Origin of the sequence: Pseudarthrobacter sp. LT1 (assembly GCF_035621795.1) — a bacterium.
GTDB lineage: Bacteria > Actinomycetota > Actinomycetes > Actinomycetales > Micrococcaceae > Arthrobacter.
On the sequence record NZ_CP141830.1, the window covers coordinates 4,504,238 to 4,523,623 of the forward strand.

Consider the following 19,386-nt stretch of genomic DNA (forward strand, 5'->3'; position numbering starts at 1 on the left):
ACTACAGCGCCTTGACTGCACCCAGCACCTGGGCCAGGGAGTCCTTGGCGTCACCAAACAGCAGGGAGGTCTGGGGTTCGTACAGCAGCTCGTTCTCAATGCCGGCGAAGCCCGGGCGCATGGAGCGCTTCAGGAAAACCACCTGCCGCGCCTGGGCCACTTCCAGAATGGGCATGCCGTAAATCGGGGACCCGGAGGACGTCTTGGCGGCCGGATTCACCACGTCGTTGGCGCCTACCACCAGGGCCACATCGGTGGTCTTGAACTCCGGGTTGATCTCGCCCATCTCCTTGAGCGACTCGTACGGCACGTTGGCTTCCGCCAGGAGCACGTTCATGTGGCCGGGCATCCGGCCGGCCACGGGGTGGATGGCGAAGTCCACCTCTATGCCCCGGGCTTCCAGTGCCTGGGCCAGTTCGGCGGCAGTGTGCTGGCCCTGTGCCACCGCCAGCCCGTAGCCGGGGACGATGATCACCCGCTGGGCGTACCCCAGCAGGACTGCCACGTCCTCCGGTGAGGACGAGCGGACCGGACGCCCGCTCACGGCCGTGGACCCCGCCGTCGAACCTCCCCGGAAAGCCCCGAACAGGATGCCCGCCACGCTGCGGCCCATGGCAGCCGCCATGGCACGGGTGAGGATGGTGCCGGAGGCTCCCACCAGGGTGCCGGCGACCACCAGCAGGACGTTGCCCAGCACCAGGCCGGATGCCGCGACGGCCAGGCCGGTGAAGGCGTTCAGCAGCGAGATGACGATGGGCACGTCGGCGCCGCCCACGGGCAGCACCAGCAGCACGCCGGCGGCCAGGCCCAGGACCAGCAACAGCGCCGCAAGGGGCAGCGAAGCGGTGAGGACCACGGCGACGCCGGCGGCGAGTGCGGCCAGGAGGACCACAGCCATCACCACGGGAAGGCCCGGAAAGACAACAGGCCGGGTGGTCATCAGTTCCTGCAGCTTGGCGAACGTGACGCCTGATCCTGCGAAGGACACAGCACCCACCAGGAGCGTGAAGACGATCGCCACCCGCACCCAGGGGTCTTCCGCATGGCCCAGCTCCAGGAGCGCCACGAGGGCTGCCGCGCCGCCGCCAACCCCGTTGAAGAGCGCCACCAGCTGTGGCATCTGCGTCATCTTCACCCGCCGGGCCACGGGCGCCGCCACCGCGGAACCCACGGCGATGGCGGCCAGGATCCAGGGAATGTTCTCCAGCCGGGCGGACAGGAAGACAGTGACGACGGCGATCAGCGCACCGAGTGCGCCCACCAGGTTTCCGCGGCGGGCCGTCCGCGGGGAACTGAGTCCGCGCAGGGCCAGGATGAAGCAGACCGCAGCGGCGAGGTAGAGCAGGGAGGTCCAGCCGGGGTCGAGGAGGCTCATTTGCTGCCTGCCTTGGGTTGGGCGCCTGCCCTAAGGGCGTCCTTTTTGCCGTGGAACATGTGCAGCATCCGGTCTGTCACCACGAACCCGCCCACCAGGTTGGCCGTGGCAAGGACGACGGCGAGCAGCGCCACCGAGAGCACCCAGGGGTCCGCTGCCTGCCCTGCGACAATGATGGCCCCCACCAGGATGATCCCGTGGATGGCGTTGGCGCCGGACATCAGGGGCGTGTGCAGGGTGCTGGAGACCTTGGAGACCACCTCGAAACCGACGAACACCGCCAGCACGGTGATGGTCAGCAGCGCGATCCCGTCCATCAGCGCGCTCCTTCCTGCCCGGCCGCAGCCGTGGCTGTCCGTGCCGCCAGGAGGTCCGCGGTGGGCTGGTGCCGCACTTCCCCGGCGTGGGTAAGGCACGCACCGGCCACCACTTCGTCATCGAAATCCAGCGTGAGGTTCCCGTCGTGGACCAGCAGGGCCAACAGGTTGGCCACGTTCTTGGCGTACAGGCGTGAAGCATCCGACGCCATGGCGGAAGCAGGGTCCTTTAGCCCCACCAGGGTGATGTGGCCCGTTCCGTCGGCGGTGGGGATGGGGATGTCCCGTCCGGGCACGGAGCCCTCCACGTTGCCGCCGGACTCGGCGGCGAGGTCGACGACGACCGATCCCGGGCGCATGCCCTGCACCATCTCCCGGGTCACCAGAAGGGGCGCCGGACGCCCGGGGACGGCCGCCGTGGTAATCAGGACGTCCGACTGCGCCACGTGGGGTGCCAGCAGCTGCCGCTGCCGCGTGCCGGCGTCGGAACTCAGCTGCCGGGCGTAGCCGCCGGCGGCTTCAGCGGTTTCGAGGTCCAGCCGGATGAAGGTGCCGCCCATCGAGGCGACCTCGTCGGCTGAGGCGGGGCGGATGTCGTTGGCGAAAACCCGTGCCCCGAGCCGCTTGGCGGTGCCGATGGCCTGCAGCCCTGCCACGCCGGCACCGAGCACCAGGACACGGGCCGGCGGGACGGTTCCCGCCGCGGTCATGTACAGCGGGAAGAACCGGGGAAGCCTGATGGCTGCCTCCAGGACGCACCGGTAGCCGGCCACCAGGGCCTGGGAGGTCAGGGCGTCCATGGACTGGGCGCGCGAGATGCGGGGCACCAGTTCCAGGGCGAAGGAAGTCACTCCGTTGTCAGCGAGCGCCTGCACCGCGGGCAGTTCGGACGACGGCGACGCGAGGCCCACCGTCACGGCTCCCCGCGGCAGGGACGCGGCAGTGTGCGGGTCAAGGGGCCGGACGTGGGCCAGGACGTCCAGGGCCGTGGTGTCCAGTACAGGGACGATGGTGGCTCCGGCCTGCTGGTAGGCGGGATCGGCATGCCCCGCGCCGTCCCCTGCCCCGGTTTCCACCAGGACGTCCAGCCCCATCCCCGCCAGCTGCCTGACAGTATCCGGAGTGGCGGCGACACGCCGCTCGCCCTCCCTGCGTTCCCGCGGAATCCCCAGTTTCACCCGCCGACTCCTCTTCCTGACGAGCTGTGCAGCGGCTCTGCTGCACGCAGTTGGGTTGAGTCTAGAGCGCAGCGGCCCGCGGCGGGAGTAGTCGGCGGGGAGGTTGTGGGTAACGATTCGCCTGTCAGCCCGCGTCCTCCCGGGGCCGGCCGTCCCTTTGTCCGGCGGGCGGCTTACTTGTTGCTGGCGCGGATGGCGTCAGCCACGCTTTCGAGATGGACGCGCATGGCCTCGGCGGCGGCATCGGCGTCATGGGCGCAGACGGCATCGATGACGGCGAGGTGCTGCGGGAGCGAGACGGCCGGGCGCCCTGGCTGGCGCGCCAGGCGGAACTGGAAGCGGACTGCCTGTCCGCGCAGTCGCTGGATGGTTGCCGCGGCGGTCTTTTGGGCACTCATGGCAATGATCTTTTCGTGCATCGCCTGGTTGCCTTCCGAGTAGGACTCGCGGTCTCCGCGGTCCACGGCGCCCTTCATCCGGGCTGCCAGCTCCTGCAGTTCGGCGATGTCGCTGTCCGTGGCCCGTTCGGCGGCCTTGCGGGCACAAAGGGCTTCCAGGGCCGCGCGCACCTCAGTGATTTCAACGGCCTCGTCCACCGAGACGGCGCGCACTCTGGCACCCCGGTTCTGGACGCGTTCCACGAGGCCTTCAACGCTCAGCTCCGAGAGCGCCACCCTGATGTTTCCACGGCTCGCTCCATACTCGGCGGCGAGGTCGCCTTCCACCAGGCGCTGGTTGGGGACCAGTTCGCCGCTGACAATGGCGGTGCGCAGCAGCTCCGCGAGTTCGGCGGCGGTGAGGGTCCGGCCCGTTCCGTCCACGGTCTCCACAGCCCACCATCTCCCTGTTCAGCCGGTTGCCAATTTTGCTGACAATTTTCCGGATTCAGCGTACTCCAGACTCGGCTGCCCGGACCCAGTGCGAACCATTGATTGTTAGCTATATTGCTGACAACATTTGCTTGTGCGGTTATCGAGTTAGAACGGCGTCGTTCTGCAGGCGCCCCTGCCAGGAGCATGCGCGATGATTATTGACATCCACGGCCACTACACCACGGCCCCCGCCGCCCTTGGGGAGTGGCGTGAGCGCCAGGTGGCAGCGCTGCAGGATCCCTCGCCGCCGCCATCCCGTGCGGATTTGAAGATCTCCGACGACGACCTGCGGGAGAGCATCGAGGCGAACCAGCTGCGGCTCATGGATGAGCGCGGCATCGACCTCACCCTCTTCTCACCCCGGGCATCCTTCATGGCCCACCACATCGGGTCCTTTGAAACCTCCGCCGAATGGGCGGCCGTCTGCAACGAACTCTGCCACCGGGTCAGCCTGCTCTATCCGGAGCGGTTCGTCCCGGCCGCGATGCTCCCGCAGTCACCCGGCGTGGACCCGGCTACCTGCCTCCCGGAACTCACCCGATGCGTAGAGGACTACGGGGCCGTGGCCCTGAACCTGAACCCGGACCCGTCCGGCGGCCATTGGACTGCCCCGCCGTTGACGGACCGGTACTGGTACCCGATCTACGAAAAAATGGTGGAGTACGGCATCCCTGCCATGGTCCACGTCAGCACCAGCATCAATCCCGCCTTCCACACCACCGGCGCGCACTACCTCAATGCCGACACCACAGCGTTCATGCAGCTCATCCAGGGCGACCTGTTCGCAGACTTCCCCACCCTGAAGCTCGTCATCCCCCACGGCGGCGGCGCAGTGCCGTACCACTGGGGACGCTTCCGGGGCCTCGCCATGGCACTGGGAAAGCCAACGCTGGAAGAACACCTGCTGCAGAACGTCTTTTTCGACACCTGCGTCTACCACCAGCCCGGAATCGACCTGCTGCTGGAAGTCATCCCGACGCAGAACATTCTCTTCGCCTCCGAAATGATCGGCGCGGTGCGGGACATCGACCCCTGGACCGGCCGCCACTTCGACGACACGGCACGCTACATCGACGACGCCGGCCTTGACGAGGCCGAACTCGGTGCCATCCAGGAGCACAACGCACGCAACGTTTATCCACGCCTTGACGCCCTGCTCTCGCAACAGGGCCGGTGACATGCCTTCGGAAGGAACAATGATGCAGGAACTCGGCGTGGTCCACACCAATATCACCCGCGCCGGGGAAGACGCCGTCAAGGCCCTCTCCGCGTTCGGCGTCAGCACTGTGCATGAGGCCATGGGCCGCCTGGGGCTCATGCGTCCCTATATCCGCCCCGTCTACCCCGGTGCCGCCCTGTGCGGTACCGCTGTCACCGTCCTGCTCCAGCCCGGCGACAACTGGATGCTCCATGTCGCAGCCGAACAGCTCCGGCCCGGAGACGTGGTGGTGGCAGGGTGCACCACGGAATGCGAGGACGGCTTCTTCGGCGAATTGCTGGCCACGTCACTCCGAGCACAGGGCGCAGCCGGCCTGGTCATCGACGGTGGCTGCCGCGACGTCGCAGCACTCCAGGCCATGGACTTTCCCGTTTTCAGCCGCGCCATCAATTCCAAAGGCACCGTGAAAGCAACGCTCGGATCCGTGAACGTCCCGGTGGTCTGTGCCAACGCGCTGGTCACCCCGGGGGACGTGGTGATTGCCGACGTCGACGGCGTCGTGGTGGTGCCTGCCGCCCGTGCCGCCGAGGTAGCGGCAGCCGCCATGAAACGCGAAGAGAACGAAGAAGCCAAGCGCGGGCGCTTCGCAGCAGGAGAGCTGGGCCTGGACATCTACAACATGCGCGGACCGCTTGAAGCGGCGGGGCTGCGGTACGTGGACTAACTGCTGCGTGGACCAGGAGCTTCGAGGGCTAAACGGCGCGGACGGCAGGACCGCCGTAATCGAGTGCAATGCGCCGCGCAGCCTCGGTCAACTGCGGCAGGACCGTTGCCTCGATGTCCCGGGCCGCTGCCCGGTGTGTCTGCAGGGACACGTTGGCAGCAGCAACGACCTCGTTTCCGCGGCGGACCGGGACGGCCACACCGCGCAGGCCCTCCTCGAGTTCCTGGGAGACCATGGACCAGCCCCTGGCCCGCGCCGCTTCCACCTCTGCCCTGAGGTCCTCCACGCTGCCGATTGAGCGGTCGGTAAAACGGCGCAGCTGGACCGACCGGAGGTACTCCTCCAGCTGTGGACCAGGCAGCCCGGCAAGCAGGACCCGGCCCATCGAGGTTGCCCACGCCGGGAAGCGGGTGCCGACGGTGATGGAAACGCTGAGCAGCCCCGGAGACGGCACGCAGGCCACGTAGACCACGTCGCCGCCGTCGAGGACGCACAGGGCTGTTGTTTCATTGAGCTCCGCAGCCAGGTCCCTGAGATGGGGCTCGGCAACCCTGGGCAAGGTCAGGCCCGCAAGGTAGGAACGGCCGACGTCCAGGGACCGGGCCGTGAGTTCGAAGGCCGGCCCCTCGGCGCGGATGTACCCAAGGTCCGCCAGGGTCAGCAGGAAGCGGCGGGCGGAGGCACGGGTCATGTCCGTCCGGGCTGCAACCTGCGACACGGTCAGCCGGGGCTGGTCCGGAGTGAAAGCGAGCAGGACGTCGAATGCCTTCTCAACCGACTTCACGAAGTAGGCTGCCTGCTCCTCCATTGACGTTGCTGTTCCTCTCTGAACGGTTGGCACACCTGCGCCGGCCTGCCGGCCTGCGGTGCCTGTTCGATCTTATCGTTCGGCGCGTCCGCCTTTCAGTGCTTTTCCCGGAGGGCTCCCAGGGTTTGCCGCAGCAACTCGCAGGCCCGGCCGCCCAGGCCAAGGAGGGGCACCATGGCCACGGCTTGCTCACGAAGGTGGTCCCACCCATCGATGCACCGGACTCCCAACTCCATGGCCCGCTCCACGCTGGCAGTGGCGTGGCCGGCGTAGACGTAGTCGTAGAGCACAGCATCGGGAGCCAGCCGGGCGCCGCCCCAGACCGGACCGTCGGTGGCCTTTTTCCCGACGGGTGTCGCATTGACAATCAGGGATGCCCCGGGCGCCAGGTCCTGCGCCTCCTGCCAGGTGACCGCCTGCGCCTCGATGCCGAAGCCGTTGGCCAGGTCCAGCAACTCCTCCGACGCATGGGGATCGCGGTCCGCAATGGACACTCTTCCCAGGTTGTCCTTGAGCGCGATCAAGGCCGCCCGGGCTGCTCCCCCGGCGCCCAGCAACACCGCGTGCCGCTGGTACCGGCCCTCCAGCAGGACGCCCACGGCGGTAACGTCCGTGTTGTGCCCTGCCAACCGGCGGCCCTGCTGTACCAGCAGGTTGCAGGCACCGCTGAGCAGGACGGGCCCGGTGGCTTCATCAGCAGTTTCCGCGGCCCAGTGCTTGTGCGGCATGGTCACGTTTGCCGCCACGATGTCCGGTTCCAGGAGCCTGCGCCGGACGGCGCCAAGATCGGCGTCCGGTGCCACATCCCAGGCCTCATATGTCCACCCGCTGCCGAGTTCCTGCAGAACCGGATTCCACAGGCCGGGGGACATGGCCTGTGAGGCGGCGGAACCGATCAGGACCAGCCGGGATGCCTGCCCGCGTGGTTCGGCCATGATGCACCTTTCCTTTTGCCGTTGTGATTGGCGTCACCGCCTAGTATCCTCTTTCTAGGCGCATTCCGCACACCTGTTCGCATTGCGTACAAATAATGACAGATCCCCACCTTCAGCGTGGAAGGGAACCCCACCATGACCCACATCGCAGCAGGAGCCCAGGCGCAGTCGACGCCTGAAGCACAACGCCAGCTCAAGCGCGCCCGGAAAGCCGCGCTGGCTGCCTTCCTTGGCGGCGCCCTGGAGTACTACGACTTCTTCATCTACGCCACCGCCGCGTCGCTGGTGTTCTCGAAGATCTTCTTCCCGGCCGGCGATCCCACGGTGGCCCTCATCGCCTCCTTCGCCACATTCGGCGTCGCCTACGTCGCACGGCCCTTCGGAGCCGTAGTGTTCGGACACCTCGGTGACAAGATCGGGCGCAAGAACACCCTGGTGCTCACCCTGGTGCTCATGGGCAGTGCCACGTTCCTGATCGGCGCCCTGCCCGACTTCAACGCAGCCGGCTACTGGGCCCCGGCACTGCTGGTGGTGCTGCGCCTGATGCAGGGCCTGTCCGCCGGAGCGGAAACCGCAGGCGCTTCCGCACTGTCCACGGAGGAAGCACCCGAAGGCCGCCGCGGTTACTTCGCCAGCTTCGCCATGAGCGGCATCTCCGCCGGCATCGTGCTGGCATCCCTGGCCTTCCTGCCCGTGGCCGCCATGAGCGAGGCGGACCGCCTCGCCTGGGGCTGGCGGATCCCGTTCTGGCTCTCCCTGGTGGTCCTGATCGTCGCCTACCTGGTCCGCCGCTCGCTGGAGGAGCCGGAGGTCTTTGAGGAAAAGCATGACCACGGGGAACTGGTGAAGCTCCCCTTCGCCAAGATGTTCCAGACGCACCCGGCGCAGTTCTTCCAGGTGGCGCTGATGTCCTTCGAAACCGTCACCAACACGTTCATGCAGTCCTTCGGCCTGGCCTATGCGGTCTCGGTGGGTGTCCCCGCGTCCACCATGCTCTGGGTCAGCATGCTGGGCAATGTCCTGGCGATCGCCAGCCAGCCACTGATGGCCCGATGGTCCGACAGCTTTGGCCGGCGTCCCATCTTCATCGGCGGTGTGCTCGGTTCCGGGGCCATGATCTTTGTCTACTTCTGGGTGATCTCCACCGGAAACATCCCCATGATCTTCCTGACCAGCACGCTGATCACCGCCGGCACCTATGCCATGTCCAACGCCATCTACCCGGCCTGGTTCTCCGAGCTCTTCAACGTCAAGGTCCGGTACTCCGGCATGGCGATCGGACTCCAGGTCGGCATCCTGTGCGCCGGCTTCACCCCGCTGCTCGGCACCGCCCTGGTGGGTGCGGACAAGGCAAACTGGGGACCGGCCGCCTGGATCGTGGCAGGTTCCTCCATCCTCGCGGTGGCAGGTGCCTGGTGGGCGCGCGAGACCGCCAAGACCCCGCTCCGGGAGCTGGGCAACCACGTGAAGTAGCGGCCTTCGCGGCCATCCGGAAAAACTGAAGAGGACGACGGCGGGAAGCACCCGCCGTCGTCCTCTTCAGTTAAGCTCCGGGTAAGGTCAGCCGCGGGCAGTGAGGTCCGCGGAGATGAGCTTGGCCGTGGCCACGATCTCCTGCGCCACCGACGCCAGGTACGCCTGCGGGTCCGGCTTCGCCTCCACGGACTGGGCCTGCAGCGACACGTTTACCGCCGCCACCACCTTGGCCCCGTCATAGACCGGGGCGGCCACGGACATGAGGCCAAGCTCCAGCTCCTGGTCCAGCAGGCACCAGCCCTGCGCCCGGACGGTTTCCAGGACCTTCAGCAGCTCCGGGACGGTGCCGAGGGCGCGGGGGGTGAGCGGTTTGACGTCGGTGGCCGCCAGGCAGGCCTTGAGGTCCGCCGGCGGCAGGTAGGCAAGCAGCACCCGGCCCATCGACGTCGCATAGGCCGGGAACCGGGTACCCACCGTTATGCCAACGGTCATGATCCGGCGGCTGGTCACCCGCGCGATGTAGGCGATATCCGTGCCGTCCAGCACGGCCGCGGACGTGGATTCCCCCAGTTTGAGGGACAGCTCCTCCAGGTGCGGCTGCGCCAGCTGCGGCAGCGACAGCCCCGAAAGGTAGGCATATCCCAGCTGGAGGACCTTGGCCGTCAGCGCGAAAGTCTTGCCGTCGGTCCGCACGTAGCCGAGCTCCACCAGGGTGTGCAGGAAACGGCGGGCCGTGGCCCGGGTCAGGTTGGTGCGCGAGGCCACCTCGGTGAGCGTCATGACCGGGCGCTCGGCGTCGAAGGCGCGGATCACCGCCAGGCCCCGGGCCAGCGACTGGACGTACTGGTCGCTGGCCTGCGGGGCGGCCTGGGTATCTGTGCCTGCGGCGTCAATCATGGTTACCAATCCTAGGTGCGGTGACGGGCGCAGGCTCATCCGGCGGCGGGCGTGGCCTTCAGCGGGACGGGCACCAGGTCCTGGAGTTCCTCGAGGGTGCAGCCGAAGGTTTCGCGGACGGTGACGACGTCCGGGCCGATGAGGAAGACGGCCTTGTCCGTGTAGACGCGGGTGACGCAGCCGACGCCGGTGACCGGGTAGGTGCAGGCGTCCACGATCTTCGAGGCGCCCTCGCGGGTCAAAAGCGTCATCATCACGAAGACGTCCTTGGCTCCGGTGGCCAGGTCCATGGCACCCCCGACGGCGGGAATCGCCCCGGGTGCCCCGGTGTGCCAGTTGGCGAGGTCACCGGTGGCGGAGACCTGGAAGGCGCCCAGGACGCAGATGTCCAGGTGCCCGCCGCGCATGATGGCGAACGAGTCCGCGTGGTGGAAGTAGGACGCACCCGGGAGTTCGGTGACGGGGATCTTGCCGGCGTTGATGAGGTCCTCGTCGATCTCCTCGCCCTTGGCTTCCGGGCCCATGCCCAGCATCCCGTTCTCCGTGTGGAGGGTGATGTTCTGTTCCTCAGTGAGGTAGTTGGACACCAGGGTGGGCTGGCCGATGCCAAGGTTCACGAAGGACCCGGGTGCGATGTCCCTGGCCACCAGCCGGGCCAGGTCGTCGCGGCCCAGCGGCGTCGCCGAGGTCTGGAGGGACTTTTCGTTGGACTGCACGCTCATGTCAGGCCGCCTTTTCTGCTGTGCTGCCGCTGCCGGCAACTTTGACGATGCTGTTGACGTAGATTCCCGGGGTGACCACGTTCTCCGGGTCCAGCCCGCCGGTCGGGACGATGTCGGACACCTGGACGATGGTCTGCTTCGCGGCCGCTGCCATGATGGGGCCAAAGTTCCGGGCGGTCTTGCGGTAGACCAGGTTGCCCTTGCCGTCCGCCTTGAGGGCCTTGATCAGGGCGACGTCGGCGTGGATCGGGGTTTCGAAGACCTGCCACTTGCCGTCCAGGAAACGGGTTTCCTTGCCCTCGGCGAGCATGGTGCCGTAGCCGGTGGGGGTGAAGAACCCGCCAATGCCGGCCCCTGCGGCGCGGATGCGTTCGGCGAGGTTGCCCTGCGGCACCAGCTCGAGCTCGATCTCGCCTGCCTTGTACTTGGCGTCGAAGTGCCAGGAATCGGACTGCCGCGGGAACGAGCAGATCATTTTCTTCACCCGGCCCTCCTTAATCAGCAGGGCCAGGCCCTGGTCGCCCTGGCCGGCGTTGTTGTTCACCACGGTCAGGCCGGTGGCGCCGCATTCCAGCAGCGCGTCGATCAGTTCGAAGGGCTGGCCGGCGTTGCCGAAGCCGCCGATCATCACGGTGGAGCCGTCCTTGATGCCGGCAACGGCGTCCTGGACCGAATCTACGAAGTTCAGCATTACTGGTCCTTTCCAGCGGTGACGTTTTCGAGCACGACGGCCAGGCCCTGGCCCACGCCGATGCAGATGGCAGCGACGCCCCAGCGTTCGCCGGAGGCCTGCAGGGACCGGGCCAGGGTGCCCAGGATCCGGGTCCCGGAAGCACCCAGGGGGTGTCCCATGGCGATGGCACCGCCGTGCCGGTTCACGATTGAGTGGTCAATGCCCCAGGCGTTGATGCAGGCCAGGGACTGCGCGGCGAAGGCTTCGTTAAGTTCGACGGCGCCCACCTGCTCCCAGCCGATACCCGCCTTTTCGAGGGCTTTGTTCGCGGCCTCGACGGGGGCGTAGCCGAAGTACTGCGGATCGTTGGCGTGCGCGCCACGCCCGGCGATGCGGGCCAGCGGGTCCAGCCCCAGCAGCCCGGCGGCCGCCTCGGAGCCCACCCATGCCGCGGAGGCGCCGTCGGACAATGGTGACGCGTTGCCCGCGGTGACCGTGCCGTTCTCTGCCCGGAACACGGTCTTGAGCCCGCCGAGCTTCTCCGCCGAAGAACCCGCCCGGATGCCTTCATCGCGGACCAGGTCCGTTCCCGGCACGGGGGCGACGAGGTTGTCGTAGAAGCCCTCGTCCCAGGCGGCGGCGGACAGGTTGTGCGAGGCGGCGGCGAACTCGTCCTGCGCCTCCCGGGTCACGCCGTACTTTTCGCGGAGGCGCTCGGTGGCCTCGCCCAGGGAGATGGTCCACTCCTTGGGCATGGCCTTGTTCACCAGGCGCCAGCCCAGCGTGGTGGACGCCAGGGTCATGTCCCCGGCCGGATACGGCTTCTCCGTCTTGGGCAGCACCCAGGGCGCGCGGGACATCGACTCGGCGCCACCGACGAGCATCAGGTCCGCGTCGCCGGCGTTGATCTGTCGGGAGGCGATGATCGCGGCATCCAGCGAGGAACCGCAGAGCCGGTTGACCGTGGTGCCCGGGATGGAGACCGGGAGCCCGGCCAGCAGGGTGCCCATCCGGGCGATGTTGCGGTTCTCCTCACCGGCACCGTTGGCGTTGCCGAACACCACCTCATCGATCCGCTCGACATCGAGCCCCGGCGCCCGCTTCACGGACTCCTTGATCACGTGCGCGGCAAGGTCGTCCGGACGGACGGCGGCGAGGCCGGAGCCGAACTTGCCGAAGGGGGTGCGCACGGCGTCGTACACAAAAGCCTGGTTCATCGGGTGGTGTCCATTTCTCGAAAGACCTGCTGGGCGGTCTTGAAGGCGGTGTTGGCGGAGGGGACTCCGCAGTAGATGGCTGTCTGCAGCAGGATTTCCTTGATCTCGTCCCTGCTAAGGCCGTTCCGGAGGGCGGCGCGGATGTGCATGGCCAACTCCTCCCAGTGGCCGTGCGCCACCATGGCGGTGATGGTGACCGCGGAGCGCATCTGGCGGGTCAGGCCGGGCCGGGTCCAGATTCCGCCCCAGGCGATGCGGGTGATCATGTCCTGGAAGTCGTCGGTGAATTCATCTTTGTTGGCGTTGGCCCGGTCCACGTGCGCGTCGCCCAGCACCTCGCGCCGGACCGCCATGCCGCCGTCGTAGATTTCCTGGCTGGTGGCGCCGGGCTGGACCACGCCGTGGCGTTGCGCTCCGTGGTGTTCAGCGCCGCTCACTTGGCGGCCTGCCGTGATTCGGCCCAGGTGGCCAGGCTGCGCATCAGGTCCGCAACGTGTGCCGGAGCTTCGGCTGGTGCCAGGTGCGAGATCCCCTCCACGGTCACCGCCGTCGCGGTGCCGCCGCCGGCGGTGATGCCCGCTGCCACTTCCTCGGCCATGGCGGGCGTGGCCACGCCGTCCAGGGACCCAGCAATGACCTGGGTGGGGACGGTGATGCTACCCAGCTCTTCCCGGACGTCGAAGGCGGCCAGCGCTTCGCAACAGAAGGCGTAGCTGAAGCGGTCGGCGTCGCGCAGGGCGTGCAGCAGCCGGCTGCTGAAATCGGGTTCCCGGTCCATGAAGCCCGGTGCGAACCAGCGCTCCGCGGACCCCTGGATCATGACGGGTGTGCCCTGGGTGCGGACGGTTTCGGCGCGCTCCAGCCAGGCTTCGGGGGTGCCGATCTTGGCGCCGCTGTTCTGCACGGAGAGGCTTTTCAGCCGTTCCCCGTGCTTGATGCCCAGCTGCAGGCCGACGGCGCCGCCCAGGGAGACCCCTGCGCAGTGGAAGTTTTCACCGGGGGCGATGGAGTCCACCAGGTCCACGACGGCGTCAGCGAGCGCGGCGACGTCGAACGCTTCGATGGCGGCGGGTGAGACGCCGTGTCCGGGAAGGTCCCAGGCCACCACGTCGTAATCGTTGCCGAGCAGGGACGCCACCCTGTTCCACAGGATCGACGAGGTGCCCAGGGAGGGCCCCACCACCATCAGGGGGTGGTCGCCCAGGGGACGTTGCGGGGACAGCAGTGCTGCCTTCAAAGCCGGCTTAGCCACGGTAAGCTCCATTCGCGTCGGTGGTAGGGGAAGTGAATTCGGGAAAGGCGGCCAGGACGCGGCGGGTAATCTCCGCCGATTGGCCCAGGTAGCTGGCGGGGTCCAGGAGCTCCTCCAGCCGGGCGTCAGGGACGACGGCGGCGGGGAAGGCGTCGCGGAACAGCTTGCGGTAGGTAGCGGCCTGTTCCGGAGGGGGCGCCTGCAGCGTCTGGTCCACCACGTCCTGCAGCTGCTGCTTGCCGCTGCGGCCGTCCTTCTCCTCGAGGAGGGGGGCAACCGCGGCGCTGACGCCCTCAGCCAGCAGCAGCGGGCCGGACAGGTCAAGGTTGCGGCGCATGGCGTCCGGGAACACCTGCAGCCCCCCGGCGAGTTCGCGGATGTGGCCCGCGGCGCCGAGGGCCAGGGCCAGCAGCTGGCGCAGGGCCGGCCATTCGGTGTGCCAGGCGCCGTCCGGGCGTTCGTCGTTGAAGTTGGCGGCAGCCACATGCAGCTGGGCGGCCAGCTGTGGTGCCTGGAGCGCGGCGCTGCGGACCAGGACGGACAGCACCGGGTTCTGTTTCTGCGGCATGGCGGATGACACGCCCCGCCCGGCGGCCCGCGGTTCGGCGAGCTCCGCCACCTCGGGCCGGCTCAGGAACAGGACGTCCGCGGCGATCTTGCCGAAGGCGTCCAGCGCGGACGCCAGCGCATGCCCCAGGGATGTGATGGCCAGGCGGTTGGTGTGCCAGGGAGCTGCGGCCGGGGCCAGGCCCAGCTGGGCCGCCAGGGCGTCGGCCAGGGTGAACGGCGTGGCTTGGGAGCCATCCGTCAGCACCGTTCCGGCAGCGAGTGTTCCCGCCGCCCCGCCGAACTGGACCGGGAACTCGAGGGTTTCCAGTTGCCGCCCCGCGGCGGCCACGCCCTGGAACCACTGCGCGGCCCGCAGCCCGAAGGTGTAAGGCAGGGAATGCTGTGTCAGGCTCCTGCCCACGCACAGCGTGTCCGCATGCTCCCCGGCAAGGTGCGCGAGCGCCGTCGTAGTGCCTTTCAAGTCCGCCAGCACCGCGTGGACGGTGTTGCGGGCCAGCAGCATTAGGGCAGTGTCCAGCACGTCCTGGCTGGTCAGGGAGGTGTGCACGGCCTTCGCGGCACCAACTCCGGCGGTATCCAGCGCCGCCACGTTCTTCCGGAGGTCCGCCAGCAGCGGGATCACCGGGTTGCCGCCGCCCTGGGCGCGCAGCGCGATACCGGCCAGGTCGTAGCGCCCCGCCTCGGTGGCGGAGGCGACGACGGCGGCCGAACCGGCGGGTGCCAGCCCGGCCCGTTGCAGGACGGCGGCCCAGCCGGCTTCGACGGCAAGGATGGCCGCCAGCACTGCCCGGTCCCCCGTCAGCGCCGCCACCAACGGCGACGCTGAGACGGGGGTGAGCAGGCCGGCGTCGGCCTCTTCCGCGAAGGCGCGCAAGTCTCCCAAAGCGGCGGCGTGGGTCACTGGAAGTCCAGGAAGACCGTCTCGCCCTCACCCTGGAGACGGATGTCCCAGGTGAGGCCGCCGTCGGGGTCGCGGCGGGCGATGAGCGTCTCGCGGCGCTCCGGCTCCAGCGAGGCCAGCAGCGGGTCATTGGCCAGTGCCTCGGTGTCCTCCGGCAGGTAGATGCGGGTGAACAGCCGGTTGGTCAGGCCGCGGGCGAAAAGCGCCACCGAAATGAACGGTGCCGCGCCCGGCTTGGTGGGGCCGGGGTTGACGGTGGTGAAGGTGAAGACGCCGGAGTTGCCCACGGCGCCGCGGCCCCAGCCGGTGAAGGTGTAGCCGTCGCGGACCAGGGAACCGGTGCGCTGGACAACCTTGCCGTCCGCGTCCGGCTGCCAGATCTCCAGGATGGCGTCCGGGATGGTGTGGCCGGCGCCGTCATAGACGGTGCCCTGCAGGCGGATGGAGCCCGGGAAGCCTGGGGGCAGGAGTTCGTTGTCCTTCTCGAACGGGAGCGCGTAGCCGTAGAACGGGCCCACGGTCTGGCCGGGGGTGGGTACCAGTTTGGTGCTCATCTTTCCTACTCCTCGTCGCCTGCGGCGCCGAGCGCCTCGTTTTCGGTCCAGGTCCGCTTGGGACCGGTCAGGACGATGTCCCAGTTGTAGCCCAGGGCCCATTCGGGCTCGGTGATGCTGTGGTCATAGGTGGCCACCAGCCGGTCGCGGGCATCCTGGTCCACGATGGTCTGGTAGATCGGGTCCAGCGGGAAGAGCTGGTCACCGGGGAAGTACATCTGGGTGATGATCCGCTGGGTGAACTCGGTGCCGAACAGCGAGAAGTGGATGTGCGCCGGCCGCCACGCGTTCAGGTGGTTCTTCCACGGGTAGGCGCCGGGCTTGATGGTGATGAACCGGTACGAGCCGTCCGGGCCGGTGATGCAGCGGCCAATGCCGGTGAAGTTGGGGTCGATGGGCGCGGGGTGCTGGTCACGCTTGTGGAGGTAGCGGCCGGAGGAGTTGGCCTGCCAGATTTCCACCAGCTGTCCTGCCACCGGGCGGCCGTCACCGTCCAGGACCTTGCCGGAGACGATGATCCGCTCACCCAGCGGTTCCCCGTTGTGCTGGATCGTCAGGTCCGATTCCAGGGCGTGCACGTCCTGGTGCCCGAACGCCGGCGAGTACAGCTCGATGGTCTCGGGGTCCGCGTGCTGCAGGCTCTTCGTGGGGTGGCGCAGGATGCTGCTGCGGTACGGCGGGTAGTCCAGGCGCGGCTGGATCTCCGGCCGGCCGCCGTCCTTGAGGGCGCGCCGGTAAGCCTCGCCGATGGCGTTGATCTCTGCACTGAGGTCCGCCTGCGACTCGATGGCCTTGTCCAGGGGCTGGTGGGCAGCCTTGGGTTCGGCCGGGGGCACGAGCTCCTCCGACTCCAGCTCGGCGTTGATGTCTTCCTTCACGGCTGGCTCCTTTCTGATCTGTTGGGTTTGTTGCGTCTGGGTTTTGGGTGGTGCGGGTTAAGTGGTGCGGTGCAGCGAGTCGTACTGGACTGCGTGCCGCACCGGGGCGTTCGGGGCGCCGTATCCGTCGTAACGGCCGCGGCGTTCCACCATTTCGAAGAACACGCTGCCCACGGTCGCGGTGTAGAAGTGCAGGAACTCGCCGTCGGCATCCCGGTCGAACAGCAGGTTGAGTTCCTGCAGCGTGGCCAGGAATCCCGGTTCCAGGTCGAACCGCGCGTCCAGGTCCTCGTAGTAGTTGGCCGGGATCTGGAGGAATTCCAGGCCGCGCTCCCGCGCGGCCCGGGCGGTGGCCACCAGGTCCTCCACGGCGAAGGCGATGTGTTCCTGGTAGGTCTTCCGGGCCTCGTTCCGTGCCTGCTGGATGGGTGCCAGGTTGAGCACGAGCCGCACCGCGCCGTCGGAGGTCTGCATGACCTGGGACCGGACCAGCCCGCTGGGGCTGGGCACCTCGGCGAAGGGCTGGGGCTCCAGGGCCAGGGCGCTGGTGTAGAAGAGGACAGCCTCGTCGAAGTGCTGCCACGGCTGGGCCAGGTTGACGTGGTCGATGACCGCCCTCGCTCCTGCTGACGGGTGTTCCAGCCCTTCCCCGAATTCGTGCGTCCACGCTGCGGTTCCGTCCGGGCTGCCCTGGCAGAGGAAGATCTCGGTGGAGTCCGGGGCGCAGATGCCCTGGAACACTTCCTCGTCCGCCTGGACCTTGCGGGCCACCACGGGGGCCTTGAGCTGCTGGGCGCGGGCGGAGGCGATCACGGGGGAATCGACGTCGAACCCCAGTGCGGCAATTGCCGGTTCGGCGTGCCGTGCGGCCTGCTCGTTGATGATGACCCGGGCCTGGCCCATGGTCCACAGCTGGACGTCCTTGGTGCGGTGCCGGCCCTCGAACTGGAACCCGAGCTGGCCCAGGAGCTTCTCCAGCTGGGCGGTGTCGTCCGCCTTGACCTCGGCAAAGTTGAAGCCGGCGGGTTCGTTCACTTTGGGCAGCGTGGCAAGTTCCATGGGATAACGACGGCGGAGCGCGCCTGCGTTGCCGGGCGCGGCTTCGGTGCCGGCGAGCCATTTGGCGCTTTGCTCCTCCAGCCAGATCAGGGACCGCATGGCATCCACCGCGGTGCGCTCGACGTCCGACTGGCGGAAGACGTCGTTGAAGACCTCCAGCGAGACGGGTCCGGTGTAGCCGGCGCGGACCACGTGGCCCATGAATTTGGCCAGCTCGAACTGCCCCTCGCCCGGGAACACCCGGTAATGGCGGCTCCAGGACAGGACGTCCATTGAGAGCTTGGGGGCGTCCGCCACCTGGACGAAGAAGATCTTGTCCGGGTTGATGTCCTCGATCGGCGCGGTGTCCCAGTCGCGGGACAGGATGTGGAAGGAGTCCAGGCAGGTTCCCAGGTTGGGGTGGTCCACCATCTCCACCAGGCGGTAGGCGTGCTCGTAGTCGTTGACGTACTTGCCCCAGGCCAGGGCCTCATAGGCCACCTTGACGCCGTGGTCCCCGGCCAGGTTTGCGAGCTGTGCAAGTTGTTCCGCGCGGACGGCATCGTCGTCAATGGTGGCGGTGGCAACATTGGAGCACACCAGGATGGTGTCCATGCCCAGGCGTGCCATGAGCTTGAACTTGGCCTCGGCGCGCCGGAGGTTGGCCTTCAGCAGGTCCGGGGTGACGCCGTCGAAGTCGCGGAAGGGCTGGTAGAGGTCCAGGCCGAGCCCCAGGTCCGCTGCCATCTTCCGCACATCTTCGGGGCTGAGCGGTGAGGTAACCAGGTCCTGCTCGAAGATCTCGATGCCGTCGAAGCCGGCGATGGCGCAGGCCTGCATCTTTTCCTTCAGGGTGCCGGAGAGGCAGACGGTGGCGATTCCGGTGCGCATCAGGCGGCCACCTCCTCGGCGGCCACAAGTTCCAGGAAGTGCGAGCGCATGCGCTCCGGGTCCGCGTCCAGGCCGGTGAAGATCCGGAACGCGTCGGCGGCCTGGCCCACTGCCATCCGGCCGCCGTCCAGGACCTCGCAGCCCTTGGCGCGGGCGCCGCGGACCAGTTCGGTGTCGATCGGCCGGTAGACGATGTCCGTCACCCAGTGCCGGGGCTCGAGCAGGTCCAGGTCCAGCGGGACGCCGGGGTGGGCTGCCATGCCAACGGGTGTGCAGTGCACCAGGCCGTCGGCCAGCGGCATCAGCTGCGGCAGCTCCGCCGTCGGGCGGGCCGTGACGGTGCTGTCCGGGAAAAAGCCCTGCAGCTCGGCAGCCCGTGCCGCCGCCCGTTGGGGGTCCATGTCCACCAGGTCCAGCGTTTTTACGCCTGCGCTGAGCAGGGCGTAGGCGACGGCGGACCCGGCCCCGCCCGCGCCGAGCTGCACTACACGGTCCAGCCGGGCGCCGGGGAGGCCGGAGGCGAGGGCGGCGGCGAAGCCGGAGAAGTCGGTGTTGTGGCCGATGAAGCGGCCGTCCCGGATGACCACGGTGTTTACGGCACCGAGCCGGCGCGCGTCCGGGCTGACCTCATCCAGGTGCTGCAGGACCAGCTGCTTGCAGGGATGGGTGATGTTCAGGCCGTTGAAGCCCAGGGTGCGGGCGCTGTGCAGGATGGCGCCCACCGATTCCCCGGTCAGCCCCAGTTCCAGCAGGTCGATGGGCCGGTACAGGTAGCGCAGGCCCTGCACGTCACCTTCCCGTTCGTGCATGGGCGGCGTGAGCGATGGCGTAACGCCATCACCAACCAGCCCTACCAGGTAGGACTCAGTTCGATTGCTCATGCGTGCAGCTCCTTTGGTACGACACCGGGCAGTAGCGGAACTCGGCCGCGCTGCGGGTGATAGGGATT

General features: G+C 68.2%; 20 protein-coding genes. 3 read left to right on the forward strand and 17 right to left on the reverse strand.

What is annotated here, in order from left to right; translation table 11 throughout:
• Nucleotide 1: 1 nt before the first annotated feature.
• From VIK36_RS21120 to VIK36_RS21135, 4 genes are all read right to left on the reverse strand, one after another.
• Nucleotides 2-1,375, reverse strand: coding sequence for an NAD(P)(+) transhydrogenase (Re/Si-specific) subunit beta (locus VIK36_RS21120; RefSeq protein ID WP_324643534.1), 1,374 nt, complete (start codon nucleotides 1,373-1,375; stop codon nucleotides 2-4).
• Nucleotides 1,372-1,692, reverse strand: coding sequence for an NAD(P) transhydrogenase subunit alpha (locus VIK36_RS21125; RefSeq protein ID WP_324643535.1), 321 nt, complete (start codon nucleotides 1,690-1,692; stop codon nucleotides 1,372-1,374). The genes VIK36_RS21120 and VIK36_RS21125 overlap by 4 nt, the downstream gene beginning before the upstream one ends.
• The gene (locus VIK36_RS21130) at nucleotides 1,692-2,870 is read right to left on the reverse strand and encodes a Re/Si-specific NAD(P)(+) transhydrogenase subunit alpha (protein WP_324643536.1); all 1,179 of its coding nucleotides are present in this window, start codon (nucleotides 2,868-2,870) and stop codon (nucleotides 1,692-1,694) included. Before VIK36_RS21130 ends, VIK36_RS21125 begins: the two co-directional genes overlap by 1 nt.
• A gap of 173 nt (nucleotides 2,871-3,043) precedes the next feature.
• Entirely contained in the window at nucleotides 3,044-3,700 is a 657-nt protein-coding gene (locus VIK36_RS21135; RefSeq protein ID WP_255173727.1) for a GntR family transcriptional regulator, read from the reverse strand.
• A gap of 193 nt (nucleotides 3,701-3,893) precedes the next feature.
• Between VIK36_RS21135 and VIK36_RS21140 the strand changes: the two genes are divergently transcribed.
• Entirely contained in the window at nucleotides 3,894-4,919 is a 1,026-nt protein-coding gene (locus VIK36_RS21140) for an amidohydrolase family protein (protein ID WP_324643537.1), read from the forward strand.
• Nucleotides 4,920-4,941: 22 nt separating this feature from the next.
• A complete protein-coding gene (gene ligK / locus VIK36_RS21145; RefSeq protein ID WP_255175688.1) occupies nucleotides 4,942-5,625 on the forward strand; it encodes a 4-carboxy-4-hydroxy-2-oxoadipate aldolase/oxaloacetate decarboxylase in 684 nt (227 codons plus the stop codon).
• A 28-nt stretch (nucleotides 5,626-5,653) separates the two neighbouring features.
• Here ligK and VIK36_RS21150 read toward each other — a convergent pair whose 3' ends face one another.
• Complete coding sequence (locus VIK36_RS21150; protein ID WP_255173729.1) at nucleotides 5,654-6,433, reverse strand: IclR family transcriptional regulator domain-containing protein; 780 nt, start codon at nucleotides 6,431-6,433, stop codon at nucleotides 5,654-5,656.
• A gap of 95 nt (nucleotides 6,434-6,528) precedes the next feature.
• The gene (locus VIK36_RS21155; protein WP_324643538.1) at nucleotides 6,529-7,368 is read right to left on the reverse strand and encodes a shikimate dehydrogenase; all 840 of its coding nucleotides are present in this window, start codon (nucleotides 7,366-7,368) and stop codon (nucleotides 6,529-6,531) included.
• Between the two features lie 135 nt (nucleotides 7,369-7,503).
• On the opposite strand from VIK36_RS21155, the gene VIK36_RS21160 reads away from it, so the two are divergent.
• Nucleotides 7,504-8,841 carry an MFS transporter gene (locus VIK36_RS21160; protein WP_324643539.1) on the forward strand — a complete coding sequence of 446 codons (1,338 nt, stop codon included), beginning with the start codon at nucleotides 7,504-7,506 and terminating at the stop codon, nucleotides 8,839-8,841.
• An 87-nt stretch (nucleotides 8,842-8,928) separates the two neighbouring features.
• On the opposite strand, the gene VIK36_RS21165 is transcribed toward VIK36_RS21160, so the two are convergent.
• Genes VIK36_RS21165 through VIK36_RS21215 form a run of 11 tightly spaced genes read right to left on the reverse strand, consistent with a single transcriptional unit; the run spans nucleotide 8,929 to nucleotide 19,318 of the window.
• A complete protein-coding gene (locus VIK36_RS21165; protein WP_255173732.1) occupies nucleotides 8,929-9,741 on the reverse strand; it encodes an IclR family transcriptional regulator domain-containing protein in 813 nt (270 codons plus the stop codon).
• Between the two features lie 35 nt (nucleotides 9,742-9,776).
• Nucleotides 9,777-10,463, reverse strand: a complete 687-nt coding sequence (locus VIK36_RS21170; RefSeq protein ID WP_324643540.1) for a 3-oxoacid CoA-transferase subunit B — start codon at nucleotides 10,461-10,463, stop codon at nucleotides 9,777-9,779.
• 1 nt (nucleotide 10,464) lies between these two features.
• Entirely contained in the window at nucleotides 10,465-11,154 is a 690-nt protein-coding gene (locus VIK36_RS21175) for a 3-oxoacid CoA-transferase subunit A (RefSeq protein ID WP_255173734.1), read from the reverse strand.
• On the reverse strand, nucleotides 11,154-12,353 hold the full coding sequence (locus VIK36_RS21180; protein ID WP_324643542.1) for a thiolase family protein: 1,200 nt from the start codon (nucleotides 12,351-12,353) through the stop codon (nucleotides 11,154-11,156). The genes VIK36_RS21175 and VIK36_RS21180 overlap by 1 nt, the downstream gene beginning before the upstream one ends.
• Nucleotides 12,350-12,790, reverse strand: coding sequence for a 4-carboxymuconolactone decarboxylase (gene pcaC, locus VIK36_RS21185; RefSeq protein ID WP_324643543.1), 441 nt, complete (start codon nucleotides 12,788-12,790; stop codon nucleotides 12,350-12,352). The genes VIK36_RS21180 and pcaC overlap by 4 nt, the downstream gene beginning before the upstream one ends.
• On the reverse strand, nucleotides 12,787-13,605 hold the full coding sequence (locus tag VIK36_RS21190; RefSeq protein ID WP_255173737.1) for an alpha/beta fold hydrolase: 819 nt from the start codon (nucleotides 13,603-13,605) through the stop codon (nucleotides 12,787-12,789). The genes pcaC and VIK36_RS21190 overlap by 4 nt, the downstream gene beginning before the upstream one ends.
• Nucleotides 13,598-15,076 carry a lyase family protein gene (locus VIK36_RS21195; RefSeq protein WP_324643544.1) on the reverse strand — a complete coding sequence of 493 codons (1,479 nt, stop codon included), beginning with the start codon at nucleotides 15,074-15,076 and terminating at the stop codon, nucleotides 13,598-13,600. The genes VIK36_RS21190 and VIK36_RS21195 overlap by 8 nt, the downstream gene beginning before the upstream one ends.
• Nucleotides 15,073-15,630 carry a protocatechuate 3,4-dioxygenase subunit alpha gene (gene pcaG, locus VIK36_RS21200; RefSeq protein ID WP_324643545.1) on the reverse strand — a complete coding sequence of 186 codons (558 nt, stop codon included), beginning with the start codon at nucleotides 15,628-15,630 and terminating at the stop codon, nucleotides 15,073-15,075. The genes VIK36_RS21195 and pcaG overlap by 4 nt, the downstream gene beginning before the upstream one ends.
• Nucleotides 15,631-15,635: 5 nt before the next feature.
• Complete coding sequence (gene pcaH, locus VIK36_RS21205) at nucleotides 15,636-16,508, reverse strand: protocatechuate 3,4-dioxygenase subunit beta (RefSeq protein WP_324643546.1); 873 nt, start codon at nucleotides 16,506-16,508, stop codon at nucleotides 15,636-15,638.
• A 57-nt stretch (nucleotides 16,509-16,565) separates the two neighbouring features.
• On the reverse strand, nucleotides 16,566-18,437 hold the full coding sequence (locus VIK36_RS21210) for a bifunctional sugar phosphate isomerase/epimerase/4-hydroxyphenylpyruvate dioxygenase family protein (protein WP_324643547.1): 1,872 nt from the start codon (nucleotides 18,435-18,437) through the stop codon (nucleotides 16,566-16,568).
• On the reverse strand, nucleotides 18,437-19,318 hold the full coding sequence (locus VIK36_RS21215; RefSeq protein ID WP_324643548.1) for a shikimate dehydrogenase: 882 nt from the start codon (nucleotides 19,316-19,318) through the stop codon (nucleotides 18,437-18,439). The genes VIK36_RS21210 and VIK36_RS21215 overlap by 1 nt, the downstream gene beginning before the upstream one ends.
• Nucleotides 19,319-19,386: the final 68 nt, after the last annotated feature.

What these genes read in the sequence shown, in the direction of transcription:
- VIK36_RS21120 (WP_324643534.1), bottom strand. Translation starts at nt 1,375, where the DNA reads ATGAGCCTCCTCGACCCCGGCTGGACCTCCCTGCTCTACCTCGCCGCT.
- VIK36_RS21125 (WP_324643535.1), bottom strand. Translation starts at nt 1,692, where the DNA reads ATGGACGGGATCGCGCTGCTGACCATCACCGTGCTGGCGGTGTTCGTC.
- VIK36_RS21140 (WP_324643537.1), top strand. Translation starts at nt 3,894, where the DNA reads ATGATTATTGACATCCACGGCCACTACACCACGGCCCCCGCCGCCCTT.
- ligK (WP_255175688.1), top strand. Translation starts at nt 4,942, where the DNA reads ATGCAGGAACTCGGCGTGGTCCACACCAATATCACCCGCGCCGGGGAA.
- VIK36_RS21150 (WP_255173729.1), bottom strand. Translation starts at nt 6,433, where the DNA reads ATGGAGGAGCAGGCAGCCTACTTCGTGAAGTCGGTTGAGAAGGCATTC.
- VIK36_RS21155 (WP_324643538.1), bottom strand. Translation starts at nt 7,368, where the DNA reads ATGGCCGAACCACGCGGGCAGGCATCCCGGCTGGTCCTGATCGGTTCC.
- VIK36_RS21160 (WP_324643539.1), top strand. Translation starts at nt 7,504, where the DNA reads ATGACCCACATCGCAGCAGGAGCCCAGGCGCAGTCGACGCCTGAAGCA.
- VIK36_RS21165 (WP_255173732.1), bottom strand. Translation starts at nt 9,741, where the DNA reads ATGATTGACGCCGCAGGCACAGATACCCAGGCCGCCCCGCAGGCCAGC.
- VIK36_RS21170 (WP_324643540.1), bottom strand. Translation starts at nt 10,463, where the DNA reads ATGAGCGTGCAGTCCAACGAAAAGTCCCTCCAGACCTCGGCGACGCCG.
- VIK36_RS21175 (WP_255173734.1), bottom strand. Translation starts at nt 11,154, where the DNA reads ATGCTGAACTTCGTAGATTCGGTCCAGGACGCCGTTGCCGGCATCAAG.
- VIK36_RS21180 (WP_324643542.1), bottom strand. Translation starts at nt 12,353, where the DNA reads ATGAACCAGGCTTTTGTGTACGACGCCGTGCGCACCCCCTTCGGCAAG.
- pcaG (WP_324643545.1), bottom strand. Translation starts at nt 15,630, where the DNA reads ATGAGCACCAAACTGGTACCCACCCCCGGCCAGACCGTGGGCCCGTTC.
- VIK36_RS21210 (WP_324643547.1), bottom strand. Translation starts at nt 18,437, where the DNA reads ATGCGCACCGGAATCGCCACCGTCTGCCTCTCCGGCACCCTGAAGGAA.
- VIK36_RS21215 (WP_324643548.1), bottom strand. Translation starts at nt 19,318, where the DNA reads ATGAGCAATCGAACTGAGTCCTACCTGGTAGGGCTGGTTGGTGATGGC.